This window comes from Xylophilus rhododendri (genome assembly GCF_009906855.1).
Lineage (GTDB): Bacteria > Pseudomonadota > Gammaproteobacteria > Burkholderiales > Burkholderiaceae_C > Xylophilus > Xylophilus rhododendri.
In genome coordinates, this window is record NZ_CP047650.1 from 1,327,175 (window position 1) to 1,347,504 (window position 20,330).

Annotated in this window: 19 protein-coding genes; 13 read left to right on the forward strand and 6 right to left on the reverse strand. The window is 68.9% G+C overall.

All coding sequences use genetic code 11. The features are described from left to right. Positions 1–25: 25 nt before the first annotated feature. From GT347_RS05935 to GT347_RS05975, 9 genes are all read left to right on the forward strand, one after another. Positions 26–208, forward strand: a complete 183-nt coding sequence (locus tag GT347_RS05935; RefSeq protein ID WP_229722730.1) for a helix-turn-helix domain-containing transcriptional regulator — start codon at positions 26–28, stop codon at positions 206–208. Between the two features lie 104 nt (positions 209–312). Then, complete coding sequence (locus GT347_RS05940) at positions 313–1,293, forward strand: Bug family tripartite tricarboxylate transporter substrate binding protein (RefSeq protein ID WP_160551085.1); 981 nt, start codon at positions 313–315, stop codon at positions 1,291–1,293. A gap of 2 nt (positions 1,294–1,295) precedes the next feature. Then, on the forward strand, positions 1,296–2,588 hold the full coding sequence (locus tag GT347_RS05945; RefSeq protein WP_160551086.1) for a 3-isopropylmalate dehydratase large subunit: 1,293 nt from the start codon (positions 1,296–1,298) through the stop codon (positions 2,586–2,588). Further along, the gene (locus tag GT347_RS05950) at positions 2,585–3,124 is read left to right on the forward strand and encodes a LeuD/DmdB family oxidoreductase small subunit (RefSeq protein ID WP_160551087.1); all 540 of its coding nucleotides are present in this window, start codon (positions 2,585–2,587) and stop codon (positions 3,122–3,124) included. The genes GT347_RS05945 and GT347_RS05950 overlap by 4 nt, the downstream gene beginning before the upstream one ends. Next, positions 3,121–3,981, forward strand: a complete 861-nt coding sequence (locus tag GT347_RS05955; protein WP_160551088.1) for an isocitrate lyase/PEP mutase family protein — start codon at positions 3,121–3,123, stop codon at positions 3,979–3,981. Before GT347_RS05950 ends, GT347_RS05955 begins: the two co-directional genes overlap by 4 nt. Before the next feature lie 31 nt (positions 3,982–4,012). Then, a complete protein-coding gene (locus GT347_RS05960; protein ID WP_160551089.1) occupies positions 4,013–4,795 on the forward strand; it encodes a GntR family transcriptional regulator in 783 nt (260 codons plus the stop codon). A gap of 274 nt (positions 4,796–5,069) precedes the next feature. Continuing rightward, positions 5,070–8,519, forward strand: a complete 3,450-nt coding sequence (locus GT347_RS05965) for a patatin-like phospholipase domain-containing protein (RefSeq protein ID WP_160551090.1) — start codon at positions 5,070–5,072, stop codon at positions 8,517–8,519. Next, positions 8,516–8,986, forward strand: coding sequence for a hypothetical protein (locus tag GT347_RS05970; RefSeq protein WP_160551091.1), 471 nt, complete (start codon positions 8,516–8,518; stop codon positions 8,984–8,986). The genes GT347_RS05965 and GT347_RS05970 overlap by 4 nt, the downstream gene beginning before the upstream one ends. Then, entirely contained in the window at positions 8,983–9,750 is a 768-nt protein-coding gene (locus GT347_RS05975) for a hypothetical protein (RefSeq protein ID WP_160551092.1), read from the forward strand. The genes GT347_RS05970 and GT347_RS05975 overlap by 4 nt, the downstream gene beginning before the upstream one ends. Before the next feature lie 54 nt (positions 9,751–9,804). Here the strand turns inward: GT347_RS05975 and GT347_RS05980 are convergent, their stop codons facing one another. Genes GT347_RS05980 through GT347_RS05995 form a run of 4 tightly spaced genes read right to left on the reverse strand, consistent with a single transcriptional unit; the run spans position 9,805 to position 14,291 of the window. Continuing rightward, positions 9,805–10,713, reverse strand: coding sequence for an ABC transporter permease (locus GT347_RS05980; protein ID WP_229722732.1), 909 nt, complete (start codon positions 10,711–10,713; stop codon positions 9,805–9,807). Continuing rightward, the gene (locus tag GT347_RS05985; protein WP_160551093.1) at positions 10,710–11,789 is read right to left on the reverse strand and encodes an ABC transporter permease; all 1,080 of its coding nucleotides are present in this window, start codon (positions 11,787–11,789) and stop codon (positions 10,710–10,712) included. Before GT347_RS05985 ends, GT347_RS05980 begins: the two co-directional genes overlap by 4 nt. After that, complete coding sequence (locus GT347_RS05990) at positions 11,786–13,312, reverse strand: ABC transporter ATP-binding protein (RefSeq protein ID WP_160551094.1); 1,527 nt, start codon at positions 13,310–13,312, stop codon at positions 11,786–11,788. Before GT347_RS05990 ends, GT347_RS05985 begins: the two co-directional genes overlap by 4 nt. Positions 13,313–13,316: 4 nt before the next feature. Beyond that, positions 13,317–14,291 carry a BMP family protein gene (locus tag GT347_RS05995; RefSeq protein ID WP_160551095.1) on the reverse strand — a complete coding sequence of 325 codons (975 nt, stop codon included), beginning with the start codon at positions 14,289–14,291 and terminating at the stop codon, positions 13,317–13,319. 185 nt (positions 14,292–14,476) lie between these two features. Between GT347_RS05995 and GT347_RS06000 the strand changes: the two genes are divergently transcribed. Further along, the gene (locus tag GT347_RS06000; RefSeq protein ID WP_160551096.1) at positions 14,477–15,271 is read left to right on the forward strand and encodes a cysteine hydrolase; all 795 of its coding nucleotides are present in this window, start codon (positions 14,477–14,479) and stop codon (positions 15,269–15,271) included. A gap of 22 nt (positions 15,272–15,293) precedes the next feature. After that, the gene (locus GT347_RS06005) at positions 15,294–16,034 is read left to right on the forward strand and encodes a TetR/AcrR family transcriptional regulator (RefSeq protein WP_160551097.1); all 741 of its coding nucleotides are present in this window, start codon (positions 15,294–15,296) and stop codon (positions 16,032–16,034) included. Here the strand turns inward: GT347_RS06005 and GT347_RS06010 are convergent. After that, positions 15,944–16,939 carry an oxidoreductase gene (locus tag GT347_RS06010; protein WP_160551098.1) on the reverse strand — a complete coding sequence of 332 codons (996 nt, stop codon included), beginning with the start codon at positions 16,937–16,939 and terminating at the stop codon, positions 15,944–15,946. The two genes, GT347_RS06005 and GT347_RS06010, sit on opposite strands and share 91 nt — an antisense overlap. A 31-nt stretch (positions 16,940–16,970) precedes the next feature. On the opposite strand from GT347_RS06010, the gene GT347_RS06015 reads away from it, so the two are divergent. Next, complete coding sequence (locus GT347_RS06015; RefSeq protein ID WP_160551099.1) at positions 16,971–18,443, forward strand: amidase; 1,473 nt, start codon at positions 16,971–16,973, stop codon at positions 18,441–18,443. A 10-nt stretch (positions 18,444–18,453) separates the two neighbouring features. Here the strand turns inward: GT347_RS06015 and GT347_RS06020 are convergent, their stop codons facing one another. Beyond that, a complete protein-coding gene (locus GT347_RS06020) occupies positions 18,454–18,750 on the reverse strand; it encodes a flagellar transcriptional regulator FlhD (RefSeq protein WP_160551100.1) in 297 nt (98 codons plus the stop codon). Positions 18,751–19,001: 251 nt separating this feature from the next. Between GT347_RS06020 and GT347_RS06025 the strand changes: the two genes are divergently transcribed. Beyond that, positions 19,002–20,330, forward strand: a complete 1,329-nt coding sequence (locus tag GT347_RS06025) for a surface lipoprotein assembly modifier (protein ID WP_160551101.1) — start codon at positions 19,002–19,004, stop codon at positions 20,328–20,330.

Below are 20,330 nucleotides of genomic sequence, written 5' to 3' on the forward strand. Positions count from 1 at the left end.
AACAGAACTGACTCAGGAGTTGAAGTTGGAAAAGCGGATCGATTTCGACATGGCAGACTTTCTCGACAGCCCCGAAGCGATGACTGAGTACCTGTCGCAGGTGCTCGCAGACGGCAACGCGTCGGAGCTACTAGCTGCGCTTGGCCACGTCGCGCGTGCAAAAAACAAGATCGAGAGACGCGCTCCCAGCCAATCGGTCATACCTTGAGCGAAGTCTCCGGCCACTGGTCCCGGGGACAGGACCAGCTGGTTCCATTGAACCCCCGCCCTTCCCTGCCTACGATGTCTCCAATCGAAAAACAAGGAGACACGATGACCCACCGATTCCATCGGCGCAGCGCCATGGCCGCCCTCGCCCTGCTCGCCCTCGGCGCCGCCGCCCCCGGCCTGGCGCTCGCCCAGGACAGCGGCAAACCCATCACCATCATCGTCGGCAGCCCGCCCGGCGGCACCACCGACACGCTGGCGCGGGTCATCGGCAAGCTGATGGGCGATGCGCTCGGCCGGGTGGTGCTGGTGGAGAACCGCGCCGGCGCCGGCGGCAACATCGCAGCGGCCTATGTGGCCAAGGCGCCGGCCGACGGCAGCACGCTGCTGATGAGCTTCACCGGCCACACCATCAACGCCACGCTCTACAAGAACCTGAGCTTCGACCCGGTGAAGGACTTCACGCCCATCACCATGGTGGCCCGGGTGCCCAGCGTGCTGATCGCCCGCAAGGGCCTGCCCTTCCACGACACGGCCGGGCTGGTGGCCTATGCGAAGCAGAACCCCGGCAAGCTCAGCTTCGCCATCGGCGCGCAGGGCTCCTCGCTGCACCTGGCCAGCGAGCAGTTCAAGATGCTGACCGGCACGCAGATCCTCAACATCCCCTACAAGGGCACCGGCCCGGCGCTCACCGATCTGCTGGCCGGCACGGTGGACCTGATGTTCGCCAGCACCGTCAACGTGCTGCCGCACATGAAGACCGGCGCGATCCAGCTGCTGGGCGTGAGCAGCCGCGAGCCGCTGCCGCAGGTGCCGGGCGTGCCGCCGATCGGCAAGACCGTCAAGGGCTTCGAATCGACCGCCTGGTTCGGCCTGTTCGGGCCCGCCAAGATGCCGCCGGAAGTCACCGAGAAGTACTACCAGGCGGTGAAGAAGGCCGTCGAATCCCCGGCCTACCAGGAGCGCATGCAGACCGAGGCGGCCAGCGCGGTGGATATGACACCCAAGGCCTTCGGCCAGTTCGTGGCGCAGGACGTGCAGGACTGGGCCAAGATCATCAAGGCCTCCGGCGCGACGGTGGAATGAGCATGGCCGCAGCCGCCACACCCCAGACACCGGCGCAGACCCTGGCCCAGAAGCTGGTCGCCCGCGCCGCCGGACGCGAGACGGTCACGCCGGGCGAGATCCTCACCTGCCGGGTCGACCTGGCCATGATGCATGACTCGGGCGGGCCCCGGCGCGTCAAGCCCATGCTGGAGAAGCTGGGCGCCCGGGTCTGGGATCCGGACAAGGTCGTTGTCGTCACCGACCACTACGTGCCCGCCTACGACGCCGACAGCCGCGCCATCGTGCAGATCGCGCGCGACTGGGTGAAGGAGGCCGGCATCCGGCGCTTCCACGACGGCGAGGGCATCTGCCATGTCGTCGTGCCGCAGAAGGGCTATCTGCGCCCCGGCATGTTCGCCGTGGGCGGCGACAGCCACTCGCCCACCGGCGGCGCCTTCGGCGCCTATATGTTCGGCGTGGGCGCCACCGAGATGCTGGGCGTGCTGGTCACCGGAGAGATCTGGCTGAAGGTGCCGCACACCATCCGCATGCACTGGGACGGCCGGCTGCCGCCGGGCGTCTCGGCCAAGGACATGATGCTCTACCTGTGCACCCGCTTCGGCATGGACGGCGGCCAGTACCAGGCGGTCGAATACGCCGGCCCGGCGGTGGCGGCGCTGTCGATGCAGGAACGCATGACGCTCTCCAACATGACCGCCGAACTCGGTGCCCAGGCCGGCCTGGTGGCGCCCGACCAGGTGACGGCCGACTGGCTGGCCGCCGCCGGCGCGACCGACGTGGACATCGCCGGCTGGCACACGGACGAAGGCGCGCCGCTGCTGGCCGACCACCGCCTGGACGCCAGTACCCTGGCGCCCCAGGTGGCCGAGCCGCACAGCCCCGCCCATGGCCGCGATGCCGATGCGCTGCGTGGCGTGGCGATCAACCTGGCCTACGTCGGTGCCTGCACCGGCGCCAAGCTCGACGACCTGCGCATGGCCGCGCAGGTGCTGCGCGGCCGCAAGGTGGCCAAGGGCGTGCGCCTGCTGGTGGCCCCGGCCAGCGCGCTGGACCAGTCGCGCGCCGAAGCGGAAGGCGTGCTCGGTGCGCTGACCGATGCCGGCGCCGAACTGCTGCCCAACAGCTGCGGCGCCTGCGCCGGCTACGGCGCCCACACCTTCGGCGACGATGTCGTCGCCATCAGCACCACGGCGCGCAACTTCAAGGGCCGCATGGGCTCGGCCGCCTCGCAGGTCTACCTGGCCTCGCCCTGGACCGTGGCCGCCTCGGCCGTGGCGGGACGTGTGGCCGATCCCCGGGAGATGCTGGCATGAACCCGCTCCAGGACTTTCCCGCCACCGGCCGCGCCTGGGTCTTCGGCGACGACCTCAACACCGACCTGCTGGCTCCCGGCGGCTACATGAAGTTCGGCATCGCCGAGATCGCCAGGCACTGCCTGGAATCGCTGGAGCCGCGCTTCGCGCAGGAAGCCAGGCCGGGCGACATCATCTTCGCCGGCCGCAACTTCGGCGCGGGCTCTTCCCGCGAGCAGGCCGCCGAGGTGCTGCGCCACATGGGCATCGCCTGCGTGGTGGCCGTGTCCTTCTCGGGCCTGTACTACCGCAACGGCTTCAACCTCGGCCTGCCGCTGCTGGTCTGCCCCGAGGCGAACACCGTGGCCGATGGCGCCCCGGTGGCCTGCGACCTGGACGGCGCCCGCATCCTCGACCACGCCAGCGGCCGGGTGCTCGCCTGCGAACCGATTCCCCCCCACTTGGTGGCCATGATCCGCGACGGCGGCCTGCTGCCCCATCTTGCCAAACGCCTCGCGGCCGAACGCGCGGCCCTCACCTCCAAAGACACCGCATGAGCACCGATTTCAAGACCCGGCTCCAGTCGCCCGCCATCGTCACCGCCCCGGGCGTGTACGACGCCTTCTCCGCCCTGCTGGTGGAGCAGGCCGGCTTCGAGGCCGCCTACCTCTCCGGCGCCAGCATTGCCTACACCCGTTTCGGCCGGCCCGACATCGGCCTGCTCTCGCTGGACGACGTGGCCAATGTCACCGGCAACATCCGCGAGCGGGTCGGCCTGCACCTGATCGTGGATGCCGATACCGGCTTCGGCAACGCCCTCAACGTGCAGCGCACGGTGCGCCTGCTGGAGCGCGCCGGCGCCACGGCCATCCAGCTGGAGGACCAGACCAGCCCCAAGCGCTGCGGCCACCTCGACGGCAAGACCATCATCTCCAGCACCGAGATGGCCGGCAAGATCCGCGCGGCCTGCGATGCGCGGCGCGATGCCGGCACCCTCATCATCGCCCGCACCGATGCGGTGGCGGTCGAAGGCCTGGAGCCCGCTCTGGAGCGCGCCGAGCGTTATGCCGAGGCCGGCGCCGACGTGCTCTTCGTCGAGGCCCTGCGCACCCAGGCGGACATGGCCACCGCTCTGCAGCGCCTGTCGCACCGCGCACCCATGCTGGCCAATATGGTCGAAGGCGGCAAGACGCCCATCCTGCCCGGCGAGCAGCTGCAGGCCCTGGGCTACCGCATCGCAATCTTCCCCGGCGGCACGGTGCGTGCGCTCAGCTTCGCGCTGCAGGGCTACCTGGCCAGCCTGCGCGAGCACGGCACCACCGAACCCTGGTGGCCGCAAATGCTGCAGTTCGACCGGCTCAACCAGGTGATCGGCACGCCCGAGATGCTGGCCAGCGGCAAGAAGTACGAATAGCCGCTTCGGCCCCGGGGCTACAGTGCCGGCCATGCCCACTGCCGACACCGCCCTGCCCCGCTTCCACCAGCTGCGCCTGATCCTGCGCGAGCGGCTGAAGACCGGCGTCTACCCGCAAGGCCTGCCGCTGCCGGGCGAACGCCTGCTGGCCGAGGAATTCGGCGTGGCCCGTGTCACCGTGCGCTCGGCCCTGGCCCGGCTGGAGGAGGAAGGCCTGGTGCTGCGCCTGCGCGGCAAGGGCACGCTGCCGGCGGCGCAGGCCGAGCTGCCGCCCCACCTGAAGCTGCGTGGCGGCCTGCTGGACAACATCGTCACTATGGGCCTGCGCACCCGCGTGACGGTGCTGGAGCGCCGGCTGATCGCCGCCCCCTCGCATGCCGCCGAGGCGCTGCAACTCGCCCCCGGCACCCGGGTGCTGAAGGTGGTGCGGGTGCGCAGGTTCAAGGGCCAGCCGATCGCCTATACGGAAGTCTTCCTGCCGCAGGACCTGGCGCCGGCGGTGGAGAAGACCGTGCTGCAGGAAATGCCGATGCTGGTGGCGCTGGAGCGGCACGGCGTGCGGGTGGTGTCGGCCGACCAGACCCTGGGCGCCGCCCTGGCCGACCTGCATGTGGCCGAGGCCCTGCGGGTGGCGGCCGGCGTGCCGCTGCTGCGGGTGTCGCGGGTGGCGGTGGACGACCAGGGGCGGCCGGTGCAGTTCCTCACGGGGCTCTATCACCCGGAGCGCTATGAGTACCACATGCAGCTGTCGCGGGTGGGGGATGCGACCAAGGTGTGGATTGAGAACGATCGGCCACCCGAGGCGGCCGGCTAGCGCATCACCCAATCAGGTGATGGACAAAAATTTGAAATAAATTGAAACTAATGTTTGGTGGCGGCCGGGCGCGGAGATGACACCGCGTCCGATCGCCGGAGCGCTTGCAAACGACCTCTACGAGGTAGCTATGGCTAGCCGACGGCTCAAACAGACACCTCGGGACGAGACCCTGGACTGGCGGAACGTCCTTCTCGCTGAGTACGCCCATTTGTTCCCGGGTAGTGCCTGGACGGCTCCGGACACACGCCGATTGGAAGAACGCTTCGAACACATGGGCCCGGATGCCGAACACCCCGCCCCGTCCGCGCTCTGCCTGTCGGGCGGCGGCATCCGGAGTGCCACATTCAGCCTGGGCGTATTGCAGTGGATGGCCCAGAAGGGACAGCTGCAGGACATGCACTATGTCTCGACGGTCAGCGGCGGTGGCTACATAGGCAGTTGGCTGGTCAACTCGCTGGTACAGGCACGGAACCGAGGCGAGGATGCCCTGGAGTGGCTGAACAGCATGGCCCGCGGCTGCGGCGCGGCCAAGCCGGAAGACGGCCGACCGCCGGATCCGGTGGCCCAGCTGCGCGCCTTCAGCAACTACCTCAGCCCGACCGGCGGGCTCTCCGGCGATGCGTTCAGCCTAGTGGCGATCTTCGTGCGCAACTTGCTGCTCAACGTGCTGGTCTGGCTGCCGCTGCTGGCCGCCGCCGTAGCGCTTCCGCGCTTCTACGTCGCGTTGCTCGGTACGCCAATGCCCCCTTTCTCCGAGACGGTATGGGCCTTCGTGATCCCGGTCGTGATGGCGCACATCGTCGCAGGCATCGCCTACGTGGCGGCCGATCTGCCCACCTTTCATCCGCCCGGCAAGCCCGCAACGCCGGAACGCCGCAGCCGTTTGCGCAGCAGATTCCGCCGGTGGGCTTTCCTGCTCATCGTCGGTGCAGCCGTGCTGCTGAGCGTGCTGGGCGCCTGGCAGGCCGATCTGCGCGCGGTCCACTGGAGCGTCTTCGTCGGTGCAGGCGTCGGCGCACACCTGCTGGGGGCCAGCCTTGGTGCCCTGGCCCGCATCTCCCGCGGCACGCCGACACGCACCAAGACGGCGCGCGGCGCAGCAGCCGTGATCGCCGTGGGCGCACTCGGAGGCGCGCTCAGCTACCTGGTGCTGGCCCAGCTCGGCGCACCGGACGACGGCCCGCCCACCACCGACCAGCAACGCCTGCTCTATGCCACTTTCGCGGTGCCGGCCATGACCGCTGCCTTCTGGCTGGCGATGACGCTGTACGCCGGCCTGATGAGCCAGGACACCAGCGAGAGCGACCGCGAATGGTGGGCCCGCGCCACGGCGCAGTGGCTGAAGTTCTCCCTGGGCTGGATGGCCGCCTTCGGCCTGGTGATCTGGCTGCCGCTGCCCATCCTGGACCGGCTCGGCGCGCAGGGGCCTACCGCTGTGCAGTTCGGTTTGGGCAGCGGCGTGCTGGGCGTGCTCACCAGCCTGCTCGGCTACTGGAGCAAGAACTACGACGAAGTCAAGCGCAAGGCGCAGAGCGTGGTCAACGCCACCGGCATCAAGCTGCTCGAGCTGATGGCCGGCCTGGTCGTGCTGACGGTGCTGCTGGCCATCTCCCTGGGCTGGAGCGCCGCGCTGGACCGCTGCCACCACTGGGACTGGACGGAGCGGATCTGCCTTCGCGACATCTCCGCCGAGACCAACTTCCTGCGTGAACAAACCGCCCTCGTTGCCGAGAGCGAACAGAGCGCCCGGGACGCGGCACAGCAAGGCCAGGCAGGCCGGCAAACGGTACAGGACGCAGAATCCCTTGGCGTCGACCCCTATGGTCTGCGGGTAGGCGGATCGGCCGCAGCCCGGGTCTATCGCCATGTGCTGCTGGCGGCCGAATGGTGGGTGCCGCTCGGCGCGGGACTGAGCCTGCTGCTGTTGGCGGGCCTGTTCGCCTGGCGCATGGGAGCCAACAATTTTTCACTGCATGGCATGTACGGCAACCGCCTGGTGCGGGCCTACCTCGGCACCGGCCGGCAAGAGCGCAAACCGCACTGGTTCACCGACTTCGACGAGGAGGACAACCCACCGCTGAGCGACTTCGAGGCGCCGCTGGACCTGACGCCCCACGCCCACGCGCAAAAACAGGCCCGCCAACCGCGTCTGTACCCGGTGATCAACATGGCCCTGAACATGGTCCGGCCCACACCGGAGCGGCTCGACTGGCAGCAGCGCAAGGCGGCCCCCTTCATTGCCACGCCCATGCACTGCGGCGCCTTCAACGTCGGCTTCCGTTCAAGTAAGACCTACATGGGCGGCATGCAACTCGGCCGGGCGATGACTATCTCCGGCGCCGCGGCCACCCCCAACATGGGCTACCACAGCTCGCCGCTGGTGGGCTTCGTGATGACGCTGTTCAACGTCCGGCTGGGCTGGTGGGCCCCCCACCCCGAACGCCGGTACTGGAACCAGAAGCAGCCGCCGCTGGGCATCGAGGTCAACCTCGCCGAAGCCTTCGGTTCGACCGGCGAGGACGAAGACTTCGTCTACCTCTCGGACGGCGGCCATTTCGACAACCTGGGCCTGTTCGAAATGGTGCGCCGGCGCTGCCGCCGCATCGTGGTGGTCGACGCGACCTGCGACGGCCGCTACCAGTGGGCCGACCTGCTCGACGTGGTGCGCAAGATACGGGTGGATCTTGGCATCGAGATCGGGCTGCCGGCCGTGCTGCCCGGCCCTGGCCGCGCCAGCGAATTCCAGCGTTTTCTGGAGGCTCCCATCTGCTACTCCGCACGCGACGGAAGCCATCCGGACGCAGACGGCAAGCTGGTGGTGCTCAAGCCTATGCTGCTGCGCGACCACGACGCGCCCGAACTCGCCGCCTATGCCGACATGAGCGCTGCGCCCGGCAGCGCGCTGGACGATCCCCGGCGCTTCCCGCACCAGACCACCGCCGATCCCTTCTTTGACGAACGGCAGTTCGAAAGCTACCGGCTGCTGGGCTACCTGACTGCCGAAGCGGCGCTGGGCGAGCAGCGTGGCATTTGGGCCTGGCCCAAGGAGACGACGCCGCCGCCCCGGGCCTTGGCACCGGCCGTCCCGGTCGCGGCAGCGATGCGGCCGATGGCGACGGGCGTGGGCCTGGGTCAGGCCGTGGGGCAGTGGAGTCACAGCGCCGCGCTGGCGGCGGCGCTCACCGTCGGCGGCACGCTGGGCGTGGCCGGCACGGTGGCGCTGGCCCCGGCCGAAATATCGCTCTCCGCGGCCGACCGCACGCTGCTGCGTGAAGGCCTGTCGATGCGCATGGAGGCCGCCCCCCTGCGGCTGGATCCCGGCGACCTCCAGGCCCTTCGGCAGCGCGATGCGATCAACGTGGATGCCTCTTCGATCCTGACGTCGGCGACAGAGCTGAGCAAGGCCGCGAAGGACATCTCCTCCGCAGCAGACCGGCTCCAGCAGGCGCGGACGGACGCAGAGGCCGTCAAAACGATCATCACCCGACTGCAGACACTTGATGAGTGGATCCAGAAACTCACGCTCGCCATCGGCACCGGTGGTGCGTCTTCGAGCAAGGCGCTGGCAGCCACCATCGCCGACCTCAACGTCACGCTCGCGGACCTGAACAAGAAGCTGCCCGCCGAACCCGGCCTGACCAAGGCCATCGACGACCTGAAGAATTCGATCAAAGACATCGGACCGCGCCGTAATGTGCGCGGGCAGGAAGGCTCACGATGAAACCCGCCGCTTCGACCGCGCTGCTGCTGGCGCTGGTGTTGACCCTGGCCGGCTGCTCGACGACGCCACCTTCTTGCGAGCCGTTCCGGGCCGCGTGGTACCTGGGCCCCGACACCGATGCCAGCGGAAGCACTGCGCCGGCGCTCTATCTGGCCTTGCTCAACGAAGGGCAAGGCCAGATGGCAGTGGAGCATCTCGCTGTCAATCCGGACATCGGCTCGCAGCCGGCGTTCGAAAAGGCGTACAGCGAAAGTCTGCGCCCCGGTGACCTTCGACTCTTTCACCTGAATCGAGAACTGCCGCCGTCCAGCATTCAGTGCTGGTTGCCGGTGGCGGTCACGCTGACCTGCACGCGGGGTGAACTCAAAGGCAAACGAACCGAGGCCGTTTCCGGCGCGCTGCCCAATTACCTGCACGCGTACTGGCTGGACAAATGCATGCTCCCCAAGAAGGCCAATCCCTCATGAACCGGCGCATCGCTCCTGCCCTGCTGGCCGCCGCGTCGCTTGCCGTGACGACCGCCGCCTGGCCCGCCGAAGCCGCTCGGCCTGCGCCGCGGCCGCAAAGCGTTTCACAGCGCCTGCAACAACATTTCGTCGCCACCGTGGAGGGCTGGCGCAAGGTCCGGCTGCGCCCGCTGGAGGCCACCGTGGAGTCCAAGGACCAGAAACCGACCGAGCGGCAGGCCACCCAGAAACGTCTGTACGAGCAGGTGGAGATCGTGGTCGTTCCAACGCCCATTCCGATCATGCGTTCGCAGCAACGCATCAATGGCAGCACCGTCTACGTTAGCGCCGGCTGGCTCAGCATGGTCAACGAAATGCTCTGGGCGGGCGAACTGCATCTGCCGGCCGCGCAGAAGGGGGCGCCGGGCAGTAGCTGCCTGACGGCCTACCAGGACACGCTTTTCCGCTATGCGATGAACCAGGACCGCGTGCAGTCCGAGGCCTTTCCCCGGGTCGCGGCGCTTTTCGAGACACGCTGCGAGCCGCCGCGAGGCGACGACCCCGAACGCTTCGCGCGCAAGCAGCGCATCGACGCAGCATTCGAGCAGACTACCGTGCGGTTCATGGACCGCGAGATGGATACGCTCTTCGAGCGCAATAACGCAGGCCCGGGTCCGGACGGCGCCGACAGGCCGCGCTGCCCGCCAGACGCCACAGCCCGGTATCCGCTGAGAACCTGGTGCTGGCTGGAGACGCACGATTTCCTGCTGCGGTCGGTCGAGTAGCGCGGGAAGAACGAGCGGAACGCGGACAAGGCCCTCAGCGCACGTAGGGCTGCGTCAAATAAGCCGGCGCACTCTGCCGCCCCACCAGCCCCCCACAGCCAGCAAGGCCAGCAGATAAGGCAGCATGATCAGGATCGCATTAGGCACCTGGATCCCCAGCGCCGGCAGCTGGAACTGCAGCGCCGTGGCCGCGCCGAAGAGCAGGCAGGCCAGCAGCATGCGCCCCACTTTCCAGTTGCCAAAGATCACCGCCGCGATCGCCAGATAGCCCGCGCCACTCGTCATGCCTTCGGTGAAGGTATGGATATCGCCGATCGACAGGAAACATCCGCCGATGGCCGACAGCACGCCGGTGAACACCACCGCGCCGTAGCGAACGGCAGTGACCGACAACCCGGACTTGTCCACCGCCTTGGGCTCCGAGCCCGCCGAATGCAGGGCCAGGCCCAGCGCCGTGTAGCGCATCGTCCAGGCCACCAGCGCGACGAGCGCCAGCGCCAGGTACACCAGCCAGACCTGGGTGAACACCGCGTCGCCGAACACCGGAATCTGCGACAGCAGCGGCGGATGCCACTTGTCGAAGCCCGGGACCTCGGCGCGCGAGCGGCCACCGAAGATCTCGCGATAGGCCAGCGTGGTCGCCCCCAGCACCAGGATGTTGATGCCGATGCCGGTCACCACCTGGTTGGCCCGCAGCGTGATGCTGAGAAAGGCCTGCAGCAGCGCCACCGGCAGCACCGCCAGCACGCCTATCAGGAGGCCGAGCGCCGGGCTGCCGGTGTAGACCGCGCCGACCGCGCCGGCGAAGGCGCCGGTCAGCATCATCCCTTCCACACTCATGTTGAGCACACCCGCCCGCTCGCTGACCAGCTCGCCGGTGGCGCCCAGCAGCAGCGGCACCGCAAGGCGCAGGGTGGAGCCCGCGAAGACGGCGGCCATCGCGCCGCTGGCCGGATCGCTCATCGTGCAGCTCCCTTCTTGTCCATCCAGCGGGCCGAGCCGGCCAGCGCCACGATGATCACGCCCTGGATCACCAGCACCAGCGAACTGGGCACATTGGCCGTCATTTCCATGTTGATGCCGCCTGAGCGGATGAAGCCAAAGAGCAGCGCACCCGCCACCACCCCGATGACCGAGCCGCGCGCCAGCAGGCCCACCACCAGACCGTCGAAGCCGTAGCCCGAGGAGAAGCCGGCCTTCAGGCTGTACTGCTCGCCCTGCAGCATCATCGATCCGGCCAGGCCGCCGAGCGCGCCGGCCGCGAAGAAAACGCCCACGATGGCCGGCGCGATGGCGATGCCCGCCTTGCGTGCCGCCAAGGCATTGAGGCCCACGGCCTTCAGGCGCAAGCCGAACACCGTGCGGTGCAGCACCACGGCCACCAGCACCGCCAGCACGATGCCCAGCGGCAGGCCCCAGTGCAGCGGCATGCCGGCGTCGCCGGTCAGCAGCGGGAGTTTGGTGGGATCGGGTATCTCCAGCGATTCCGGCAAGGTGCTGGAGCTGGTCATGGGCTGGCGCAGCAGGGCCTCGCTCTGCACGCTGCCGTAGAGCAGCCAGACGCCGATGAAGGACAGCATCAAACTGCTGATCACCTCGTTGGTGCCGACCTTCACCTTCAGCAGCCCGATCAGCGCGCCCCAGAGCCCGCCGCAGACGCAGGCCGCCAGCATCGGCAGCACGAAACCCAGGCCGACCGGCAACCCCGCCACGCCCGGATGCAGGCAGACGGCGGTGGCCGCGATGGCGCCGATGGCGATCTGCCCTTCCCCGCCCACATTGGTGAGGTTGGCCCGGTTGGCCAGCACGAACCCCAGCCCCACCAGGGTGAAGACCAGGCTGCGGTTGATGGAGGCCGCCAGCGCATAGGGTGAGCCCCAGGCGCCGTCGGCGAAGGCGGCCACGGCATCGCCCATGGGCACGCCGATGGCGGCCACCAGCAGCAGGCCGAGCACCAGGGCGCCGACCACCGCGGCCAGGGACAGCAGCACCGCCCGCTGGTCCTGCAGGACATTCGTCCATCGTGTTGCTTGGTTCATTGGGTCTGTCCCGCCATCCAGGCGCCTATGCGTTCGCGCTGCGAGGCATGGGCCTCGCACTCGCCCATGATCCGGCCCCGGTACAGCACCAGGATCCGGTCGGCCACATGCAGCAGTTCGTCCAGTTCGGAGGAGATCAGCAGCACGCCCACGCCGCGTGCGCAGGCGCCGACGATGTGGCCGTAGACGGCTTCCACGGCACCCACGTCCAGGCCACGGGTGGGCTGGGCGGCCATCAGAAATTTGAGGCCGTCGGTGGTGAGTTCACGCGCCAGCACGGCCTTCTGCTGGTTGCCGCCGGACAGGCCGCTGAAGGCCGCATCCGGGCCTGCCGCGCGAACGTCGTAGGTCAACATCAGCTGCTGCGCATCGCGCTTCAACGCGGCGCGGTCCAGCAGCCCCCAGCGGCGGTAGTCGCCCAGGCGGTTGAGCAGCATGTTCTCGGCCACGCTCATCTGGGTGACGCAGCCGGAGGCATGGCGGTCCTCGGGCACGATGCCCACGCCGGCGGCGGTGATCGCGCCGGCGCTGCGGCCGGTCAGATCCTCGCCGGCCACGAAGAAGCGGCCCTCGGTGTTGTCCATCAGGCCGGAGAGCACGCCGGCCAGTTCGACCTGGCCATTGCCCTCCACGCCGGCCACACCGACGATCTCGCCCGGCGCCACCATCACCGTGAAGTTATCCAGCCGGGTCACGCCCTGGGCGTCGCGCACCGTGAGGCCATCGACCATCAGGGCCGGCACCGGTTCGGCCTCGCCCGATGGCGTGGCGGCGCGGGCGGGCGCGGCGGGCAGCACGTCGGAGGGGTCGGCCAGGTCGCGCTGGATCATGGCGCGCACCAGGCTCGTGATGTCCTCGGCCGGCTGGTCCGAGCGCGCCACGATGCGCCCGCCGCGCAGCACGGTCGCGCGCCGCGCCACCTGGCGGATCTCGGCCAGCTTGTGCGTCACCAGCACCACGCCGCAGCCCTGCTCGGCCACCCGCTGGCAGACCTGCAGCAGGGCCTGGATCTCGTCGGGCAGCAGCACGGCGGTGGGTTCGTCCAGCACCAAGAGGCGCGGCTCGCGCATCAGGCACTTGACGATCTCCACTCGCTGGCGCTCGCCCACCGACAGGTCGGACACCTTGGCATAGGGATCGAGCGGCATGCCGTAGCGCTGTCCCAGCGCCTGCATCCGCTCGGCGCATTCGGCGCGCTTGAGCACGCCGCGCGACTGGCCCAGCAGCAGGTTGTCCACCACACTCACATCGGGCACCAGGCTGAAATGCTGGTGGACCATGGCGATGCCCTGCGCCAGCGCATCGGCCGGCCGCGCCGGCCGGTAGGGGGCGCCGTCGAGCTTCATCGTCCCGCCGTCGGGTGCATGCACACCGAAGATCAGGTTGCACAGGGTGGACTTGCCCGCGCCGTTCTCGCCGAGCAGGCAGTGCACCTCGCCGGCTTCGAGCGACAGCGAGATGTCGTCGAGCACCCGCAGCCGCCCGAAGCTCTTGCCCAGGCCGTCGAGTTCGAGCAGCGGCACCGGATCAGCCTTCCAGCACCTTGATCTTGCCGCTCTGAATGTCCTTCTTGATCGCCTCGATCCTGGCCTTCTGCTCGGCCGTGCCCTTGCAGATCACCATGTCCGAAGCCTTCGGCCCCATGGCCAGGCCGAAGGGCTTGTAGCCCGGCTTCCAGCTGCCGGACACCGCCTGGTCGATGGCGTACTGCACCTCGTAGCCCACGCCGGTGATGCTGTAGGCCGGGTAGAGCGGATCGCTGCCGCAGCGGTCGGTGTAGCTGCCGATGATGTGGGTGCCCTTCTCCTTGGCCGCCTGCTCCATGCCGCGCAGGCCGAGGTTGAGGATGTGATAGTGCACATCCGCGCCCTGGGCGATGGCGGCCAGCGTGGCTTCCTTGGACTTGGCGACGTTGTCGAAGTCGCCGGTGTAGTTCTCCACGTACTTGATCTTGGGGTTGATGTAGGCCGCGCCCTTGCCGAACTCCTTGCCGGCGTTGACGATGGACGGGATCTCCATGCCGCCCACATAACTCACCACGCCGCTCTTGCTGAGCATGGCGGCGGAGGCGCCGGCCACGAAAGCGATCTCGGCCTGCTTCACGTCGTAGCCGGCCACGTTGGCCACCTCGTCGCCCTTGCTGCCGCCGACGATGGAGAAATGCGTCTTGGGAAAGCGCTTGGCCACTTTCATCACGGCCGCCTGCGTCTGCCCGCCCACGCCGATCACCAGGCTGTTCTTGCTGGCCAGGTTGACCAGGGCCTGTTCCATGTCGGCGTAGTTGATGTTCTCGATCATCTGCACCTTGATCTTGTCGCCGTACTGCTTCTGCGCGGCGGCCAGGCCGTCGTAGCCGGATTCCATCCAGCCCTTGTCGGACTTGGAGCCGGGGATCAGCACACCGACGGTGACCGGGCCGGCCGCCTGCGCGGCGCCGGCCAGGGCCAGGGTGGCTGCCACGATGGAGGCGAAAGAGGTGAATTTGGACAGGGGCTTGGACATTGGCATTCCTTTCGCTAGGGAGAGTGCGTAAGTAACTAAACAATTACCTGATGGACGAGTCGGGGCGAGCGTTCGCAAGAACGGTGCCACCCGTTTTCGGGCCGCCGCGGGGCGGCTGGCACCACAAAGGCGCCAAGCCCGGCACCGCGGCGGTGCCCCGTCCATACCCAAGCTGGAGCAGCACCATGCAGATCGATACGACGCACATTCCCGGCGCCCTGGGCACCGCACCGCACTACCACTGGCGCGCCACGGCCGAACAGGTCGACATGGCCATGCCCGCGCCCGCGCCCCGCCCCCTGCGCCTGGCCGCCGAGCCGCAGAACCTGGTGATCGACCTGCGCCGTAGCGCCATGGTGGTGATCGACATGCAGAACGACTTCTGCACCCAGGGCGGCTGGGTGGACCATATCGGCGGCAACTACGCCGCCGACCGCGCCGCCATCGCGCCGCTGCAGGCCCTGCTGCCGGCCCTGCGCGAAGCCGGGGTGCCCGTCATCTGGGTGAACTGGGGCAACCGGCCGGACCTGGCCAACATGCCGCCCAACCAGATCCACCTCTACAAGAACAGCGGCAGCGGCACCGGCCTGGGCGACCCGCTGCCCGAGGGGCGCGGCAACGTCTTGGAGAAGGACTCCTGGGCCGCCGCCATCGTGGACGAACTCGCGCCCCTGCCCGGCGACATCCGGGTGGACAAGCACCGCATCAGCGGCTTCTGGGACACCCCGCTCGACAGCATCCTGCGCAACCTGGGCGTGAAGACGGTTCTCTTCGCCGGCTGCAACACCGACCAGTGCGTGCTGCACACGCTGACCGATGCCAATTTCCTGGGCTACGGCTGCGTGATGCTGGAGGACTGCTGCGCCACCTCCTCGCCGGATTTCTGCACCCAGGCCACGGTCTGGAACGTGAAAAAGTGCTTCGGTTTCGTCAGCGATTCGCAGCGGATGCTGAGCGCGCTGGCGCAGCAGCCGGCCTGAGCGGCGCGGGGACAATCCCACGATGCCCGTCATCCCGAAACCTGCTCCGAAGAAGAAGGCCGCCGCCCGCGACCCCGCCCGCACCCGCGCCCGCATCCTCAAGGCCGCCGTGGCCGAGTTCTCCGCCAAGGGCTTCAGCGGCGCCCGCACCGAGGAGATCGCCCGGCGCGCCAAGTCCAACATCCGCATGCTCTACCACTACTTCGGCGGCAAGGATGCGCTGTATGTGAGCGTGCTGGAGGACGTGCTGCTGCGCCTGCGCGCGGCCGAGATGCAGCTGGACTTCGAAGCCGTCGAGCCGCTGGAAGGCGTGCTGGCCATGTTCGATTTCATCGACAGCCATTTCGGCGCCCGCCCCGAGCTGGGCCGGCTGCTGGCTTTCGAGAACATGAACCACGCCAAACACCTGCAGCGCTCCGACGCCATCCGCGCCGCCGCCTCGCCGGTGCTGGACCTGATCGCCGGCCTGCTGCGGCGCGGCGAGGCCAGCGGCGCCTTCCGCGCCGGCATCGATGCCCTGCACCTCTACACCGCCATGGTGAGCCTGGCCTACTACAGCCGGGCGCACGGCCACACCCTGTCGCGCATCTTCGGCACCGACCTGCTGGACCCTGCCTGGCTGGCGGAACACCGGGTGCTGGCGCACGAGATGCTGGTCGGCTACCTGAAGCCTCAGCCCTCGAACGAGACCGAGGCCAGCTTGTCGGTCATGAAATCCGGCCGCTCCAGGATGGGCCGGCCGATCGCCACCAGATCGGCCTGACCTTGGGCCAGCACCTGCTCGATCAGCGACCTGCGGTGCAGGCCGCCCACCGCGATCACTGGGATGGACACCGCCTGCCGGATCGCCTGCGCCCAGCCCAGCTGGTAGCCCGGCTGGCTGCTGGCCGGCGCGATCGGCAGCAGGCCGCCGGAAGACACATGCACCGCCGCCAGGCCCAGCGGCGCCAGGGCGTTGACGGCGGCGGCCACGGACTCGGGCGTGAGGCCGCCTTCCACGTAATCGCTGGCCGAGACACGCAGGCTCACCGGGTAGTCCGCGCCGACCACCGCCCTGACCGCCGCCAGCACTTCCATGGCAAAACGCTGCCGGCCCTCGGCCGAACCGCCGTAGCCGTCCTCGCGCCGGTTGCTCAAGGGCGACAGGAACTGGTGGATGAGATAGCCATGCGCCGCATGCAGCTCGATGCCGTCGAAGCCTGCGGCCACCGCGCGGCGGGCCGCGTCGGCGAAGGCCTGCACGGCATCGGCGATGTCCTGCTCGCTCATCGCCTCGGGCTTTCCGTAGCTGCCGTCGAAGGCGATGGCGCTGGGCGCCAGCAGGCGCTCTGCGGCTGGCGGGTTCGACTTGCGCCCGCCATGCGAGAGCTGGATGAACACCGGCACGCCGTGGGCATGCACCGCATCGGTCACGGCCCGCAGCGGCGCGACGTGGCGCTCATGGAAGATGCCGATGTCGTCCTTGAACAGCCGGCCGTTGGACGCCACCGCCGTGGACTCCACCACGATCAGGCCGATGCCGCCCTCGGCGCAGCGGCCGTAGTGCAGCGGGTGGTAGGCGGTGGCGCTGCCGTCGGGCGCGCCGCGGTACTGCTGCATGGGCGCCATCACCAGGCGGTTCTTCAGCCGCAGGGGCCCGAGCTGGAATGCGGAAAAGATCAAGGACATGTCGGGAGACCGGATCGAAATGGAAGCTGAGATGAACCCCACCGCGTGCAAGGACTGCGCCACCGGCATCGCCGACATCGCCGAGGCGGTGCGCAGCGGTACGGCCAGCGCCGAATCGCTGGTGGACGAGACCTTCGCCCGCATCGCCGCGCTGGACGGCTCGCTGCACGCCTTCTGCACCCTGGACGAAGCCGGCGCCCGCGACGCGGCCCGCGAGGTGGATCGGCGCATCGCCCGAGGCGATCCGGTCGGCCCGCTGGCCGGCGTGCCGGTAGCGGTGAAGGACCTGATCTGCACCCGCGGCCTGCGCACCACCTTCGGGTCCCAGCTCTATGCGGATCATGTGCCCGACGAAGACGATGTGGTGGTCGAGCGCCTGCGCGCGGCCGGCGCCATCGTGGTCGGCAAGACCAACACCTCGGAATTCGGCTACGGCGCCTTCGGCCACAACGCCCTGTTCCCCACCACCCGCAACCCCTGGAACCTGGACCTGACGCCGGGCGGATCGAGTGCCGGCTCCGGCGCGGCCGTGGCCGCCGGCCTGGTGCCGCTGGCCATCGGCAGCGATGGCGGCGGGTCGGTGCGCGCGCCGGCCGCGCTGTGCGGCATCTACGGAATCAAGCCGTCCATGGGCCGGGTGCCGGCCTGGCCGGGCTGCCGGGACGAGCGTTTCCCCGGCATCTCCAGCTGGGAGTCCCTGGAACACATCGGCCCGATGACCCGCACCGTGGCCGACGCGGCCCTGGCGCTGTCGGTCATGTCCGGCCCATCCGCCAAGGACCGTTTCTCGCTGCCGATGGAGATCACCGATTGGTCGATTCCGCCCGCCGACACCCTGCGCGGTACAAGGCTGGCCTACAGCGGCGACCTGGGTTTCGCCACGGTGGACCCGGAGGTGCGCGCCATCACCGAAGCCGCCGCCCTGCGGCTGGCGGCCCTGCTGGGCTGCCGCCTCGAATCCGACCAGCCCGCCCTCACCCACTACGGCGCCGCCTTCGAAACCCTGGTGGCGATGGACACCGACCGCCAGGGCCTGCGCCGCATGGCCGCCGAACAAGGTGTGGTACTGCAGGGCTGGCTGGCCAGCCTGCTGGAGCGGGAATGGACGGCCGATGCCTTCACCGAAGCGCTCTTCGAACGCAAGAAGGTGGTCAGCACCACTTGGCGTTTCATGGAGCGCTACGACTTCCTGCTGACCCCCGCCACGGCCTGCGCAGCATTCGGCCTGGACATCGCCGGCCCTTCGGTGATCGATGGAAAGGAAGTGAACGCCGGCAGCGCCTGGCTGGCCTTCTCGGCCCTGGGCAACCTGACAGGGCTGCCGGCCGCATCGGTGCCGGTCGGGCTGACGCGCGATGGCCGGCCGGTCGGGCTGCAGATCATGGGGAAACATCTGGACGACAAGGGCGTGCTCGCCCTGTCCGCGGCCATGGAAACCTTGTTCACCCCGGCCTGGCCGCCGCTGGGCTGCCGGGAGCCCTGGATGAAACCGGGCGCTGGCTAGAACCTGCGGATCAGGCCGCCTCGGCCATCAAGCCACCCAGCGAGAACCGGCTGGCCGGAGCCTTCGAGCTGGTCAGCAGGCCGAACACCGTGTCGTCGTTGATCGGGAAGCGGCACAGCAGGGTGCTGCCGCCGGCCAGCTTGTCGAGCTGGTGGGCGTCCAGGCCGCTGAGCAGGTCGGCCGATTGCGCGCTGACACCCAGGCTGGCCATGGCTTCGGCCTTGTCCATCTCGATCAGCTTCTGGGCCACGTTGAGATAGACCAGGTTGGCGTTACGGATCTCGGCGAGCAGTTGTTCGGTGTTCATCGTGGTGTCCTTGCCTGGTTCATCTCTGCCCTTCAGCCGGATTGCGAAGGTGTCGATGCGGTGAATGAATTGTGAAGTTGGCGGATACGGAACTGAAGTCGGCGTTCCCTGTGTGTGATGTCTGGTTCCGGGAGGGGCTTGTAGGAAAAATGCCTACACGGCGTGCTGCGCCGCTTTTCGCTCAACTTCGGCCGGTTTGTGACGAAAATACAGAAAGCCGGTACATCACCTCTCACCCACACAGCCCCCCCATGCCCCTTTGCCAGACGCGAGCAGCCCTCGTCCTGCTCGCCGCCAGTTGCCTGGCGACCGGCGCCCATGCGGAGATCGACGCCCTGGTGCGCGATGCCATCGGCCTTCAGCAGTCCGGCCAGGCCCAGGCCGCCTTCGACATGCTCTCCAGCCATGAGGTGGAGCGCGCGGGCGACCCGGATTTCGACACCGTGCTCGGCATCTCGGCCAACGACATCGGCAACTATCCGCGCGCCATCCTGGCGCTGGAGCGGGCCCTGGCGGTGATGCCCGGACAGGCGCGCATCCAGGCCGAACTCGGCCGCGCCCTGTTCGCCGTGGGCGACAACCAGGCCGCCCACACCCTGCTGAGCCAGGCGCGGCAAGGCCAGGTGCCCGAGGGCGCGGCACGCACCATCGACCAGTTCCTCAACGCCATCGCCCGGGTGGAAGACGCCAGCCGTTCCTCGGTGCGCGGCTATGTGGAAGGCGGCTTCGGCTACGACAGCAACGTCAACAGCGGCCCCACCGGCGCCAACGTGGCGGTGCCCGTCTTCGGCGGCCTGATCCTGACGCTGGACCCGGCCGGCGTGCGGCGAGAATCCAGCTTCGCCAGTGCCGGCGCCGGGGTGGCCGGGCGCTATGTGGTCGATCCGCGCTGGTCGGTGATCGGCGGGGCCAGCGTCAGCGCCCGGCCCAATACCTCGGCCGTGCATGGCATGGACACTGCGCAGGCCGATGCCAATGCGGGCGTCTCCTACCGCCACGAGCGGCACGAACTCATCCTGGCGACGCAGCTGTCGAGCTTCCGCTACGGCAGCGACACCCTGCGCCAGACGGCCGGCGGCACCGCCGAATGGGTCTACCGCCTCGACGGCTTCCGCCAGTTCGACAGCTACCTGCAATACGCCCGCCTGCACTATCCGCAGCAGCATCTGCGCGATACCGACCGCACGGTGCTCGGCACCTCCTATGCCCACCGTTTCGCCGGCGGCCAGCTGGCCTATGGCGGCGCCTATGTGGGCCGCGAGGCCACGCGGGCGGACAACGTCGATCAGCTCGGCCACCGCCTGGTCGGCCTGCGGGCCGGGGTGCAGGCGCCGGTCTCGGCCACGCTGGCGGGCTTCGCCACGCTCGGCTGGGAGCGACGGCTCTATGGCGGCGAGGATCCCTTCTTCCTGGTGCGCCGGGAGGACAAGCAGGCCACGCTCAACCTCGGCCTGCTGTGGGATCCGGCGCCGCTCTGGCGCGTGACGCCGCAGCTGGCGCTAACCCGGGTGGAATCGAATTCGCCGATCGCCGATTTCCACAAGGCCGTGCTGTCGGTCAATGCCCGCCGGGATTTCTGA

Bases quoted from the DNA above. Each gene is read 5' to 3' on its own strand.
- GT347_RS05940 (WP_160551085.1), top strand. From the start codon at position 313: ATGACCCACCGATTCCATCGGCGCAGCGCCATGGCCGCCCTCGCCCTG.
- GT347_RS05945 (WP_160551086.1), top strand. From the start codon at position 1,296: ATGGCCGCAGCCGCCACACCCCAGACACCGGCGCAGACCCTGGCCCAG.
- GT347_RS05950 (WP_160551087.1), top strand. From the start codon at position 2,585: ATGAACCCGCTCCAGGACTTTCCCGCCACCGGCCGCGCCTGGGTCTTC.
- GT347_RS05955 (WP_160551088.1), top strand. From the start codon at position 3,121: ATGAGCACCGATTTCAAGACCCGGCTCCAGTCGCCCGCCATCGTCACC.
- GT347_RS05960 (WP_160551089.1), top strand. From the start codon at position 4,013: ATGCCCACTGCCGACACCGCCCTGCCCCGCTTCCACCAGCTGCGCCTG.
- GT347_RS05965 (WP_160551090.1), top strand. From the start codon at position 5,070: ATGGGCCCGGATGCCGAACACCCCGCCCCGTCCGCGCTCTGCCTGTCG.
- GT347_RS05970 (WP_160551091.1), top strand. From the start codon at position 8,516: ATGAAACCCGCCGCTTCGACCGCGCTGCTGCTGGCGCTGGTGTTGACC.
- GT347_RS05975 (WP_160551092.1), top strand. From the start codon at position 8,983: ATGAACCGGCGCATCGCTCCTGCCCTGCTGGCCGCCGCGTCGCTTGCC.
- GT347_RS05980 (WP_229722732.1), bottom strand. From the start codon at position 10,713: ATGAGCGATCCGGCCAGCGGCGCGATGGCCGCCGTCTTCGCGGGCTCC.
- GT347_RS05985 (WP_160551093.1), bottom strand. From the start codon at position 11,789: ATGAACCAAGCAACACGATGGACGAATGTCCTGCAGGACCAGCGGGCG.
- GT347_RS05995 (WP_160551095.1), bottom strand. From the start codon at position 14,291: ATGTCCAAGCCCCTGTCCAAATTCACCTCTTTCGCCTCCATCGTGGCA.
- GT347_RS06000 (WP_160551096.1), top strand. From the start codon at position 14,477: ATGCAGATCGATACGACGCACATTCCCGGCGCCCTGGGCACCGCACCG.
- GT347_RS06005 (WP_160551097.1), top strand. From the start codon at position 15,294: ATGCCCGTCATCCCGAAACCTGCTCCGAAGAAGAAGGCCGCCGCCCGC.
- GT347_RS06010 (WP_160551098.1), bottom strand. From the start codon at position 16,939: ATGTCCTTGATCTTTTCCGCATTCCAGCTCGGGCCCCTGCGGCTGAAG.
- GT347_RS06015 (WP_160551099.1), top strand. From the start codon at position 16,971: ATGAACCCCACCGCGTGCAAGGACTGCGCCACCGGCATCGCCGACATC.
- GT347_RS06020 (WP_160551100.1), bottom strand. From the start codon at position 18,750: ATGAACACCGAACAACTGCTCGCCGAGATCCGTAACGCCAACCTGGTC.
- GT347_RS06025 (WP_160551101.1), top strand. From the start codon at position 19,002: ATGCCCCTTTGCCAGACGCGAGCAGCCCTCGTCCTGCTCGCCGCCAGT.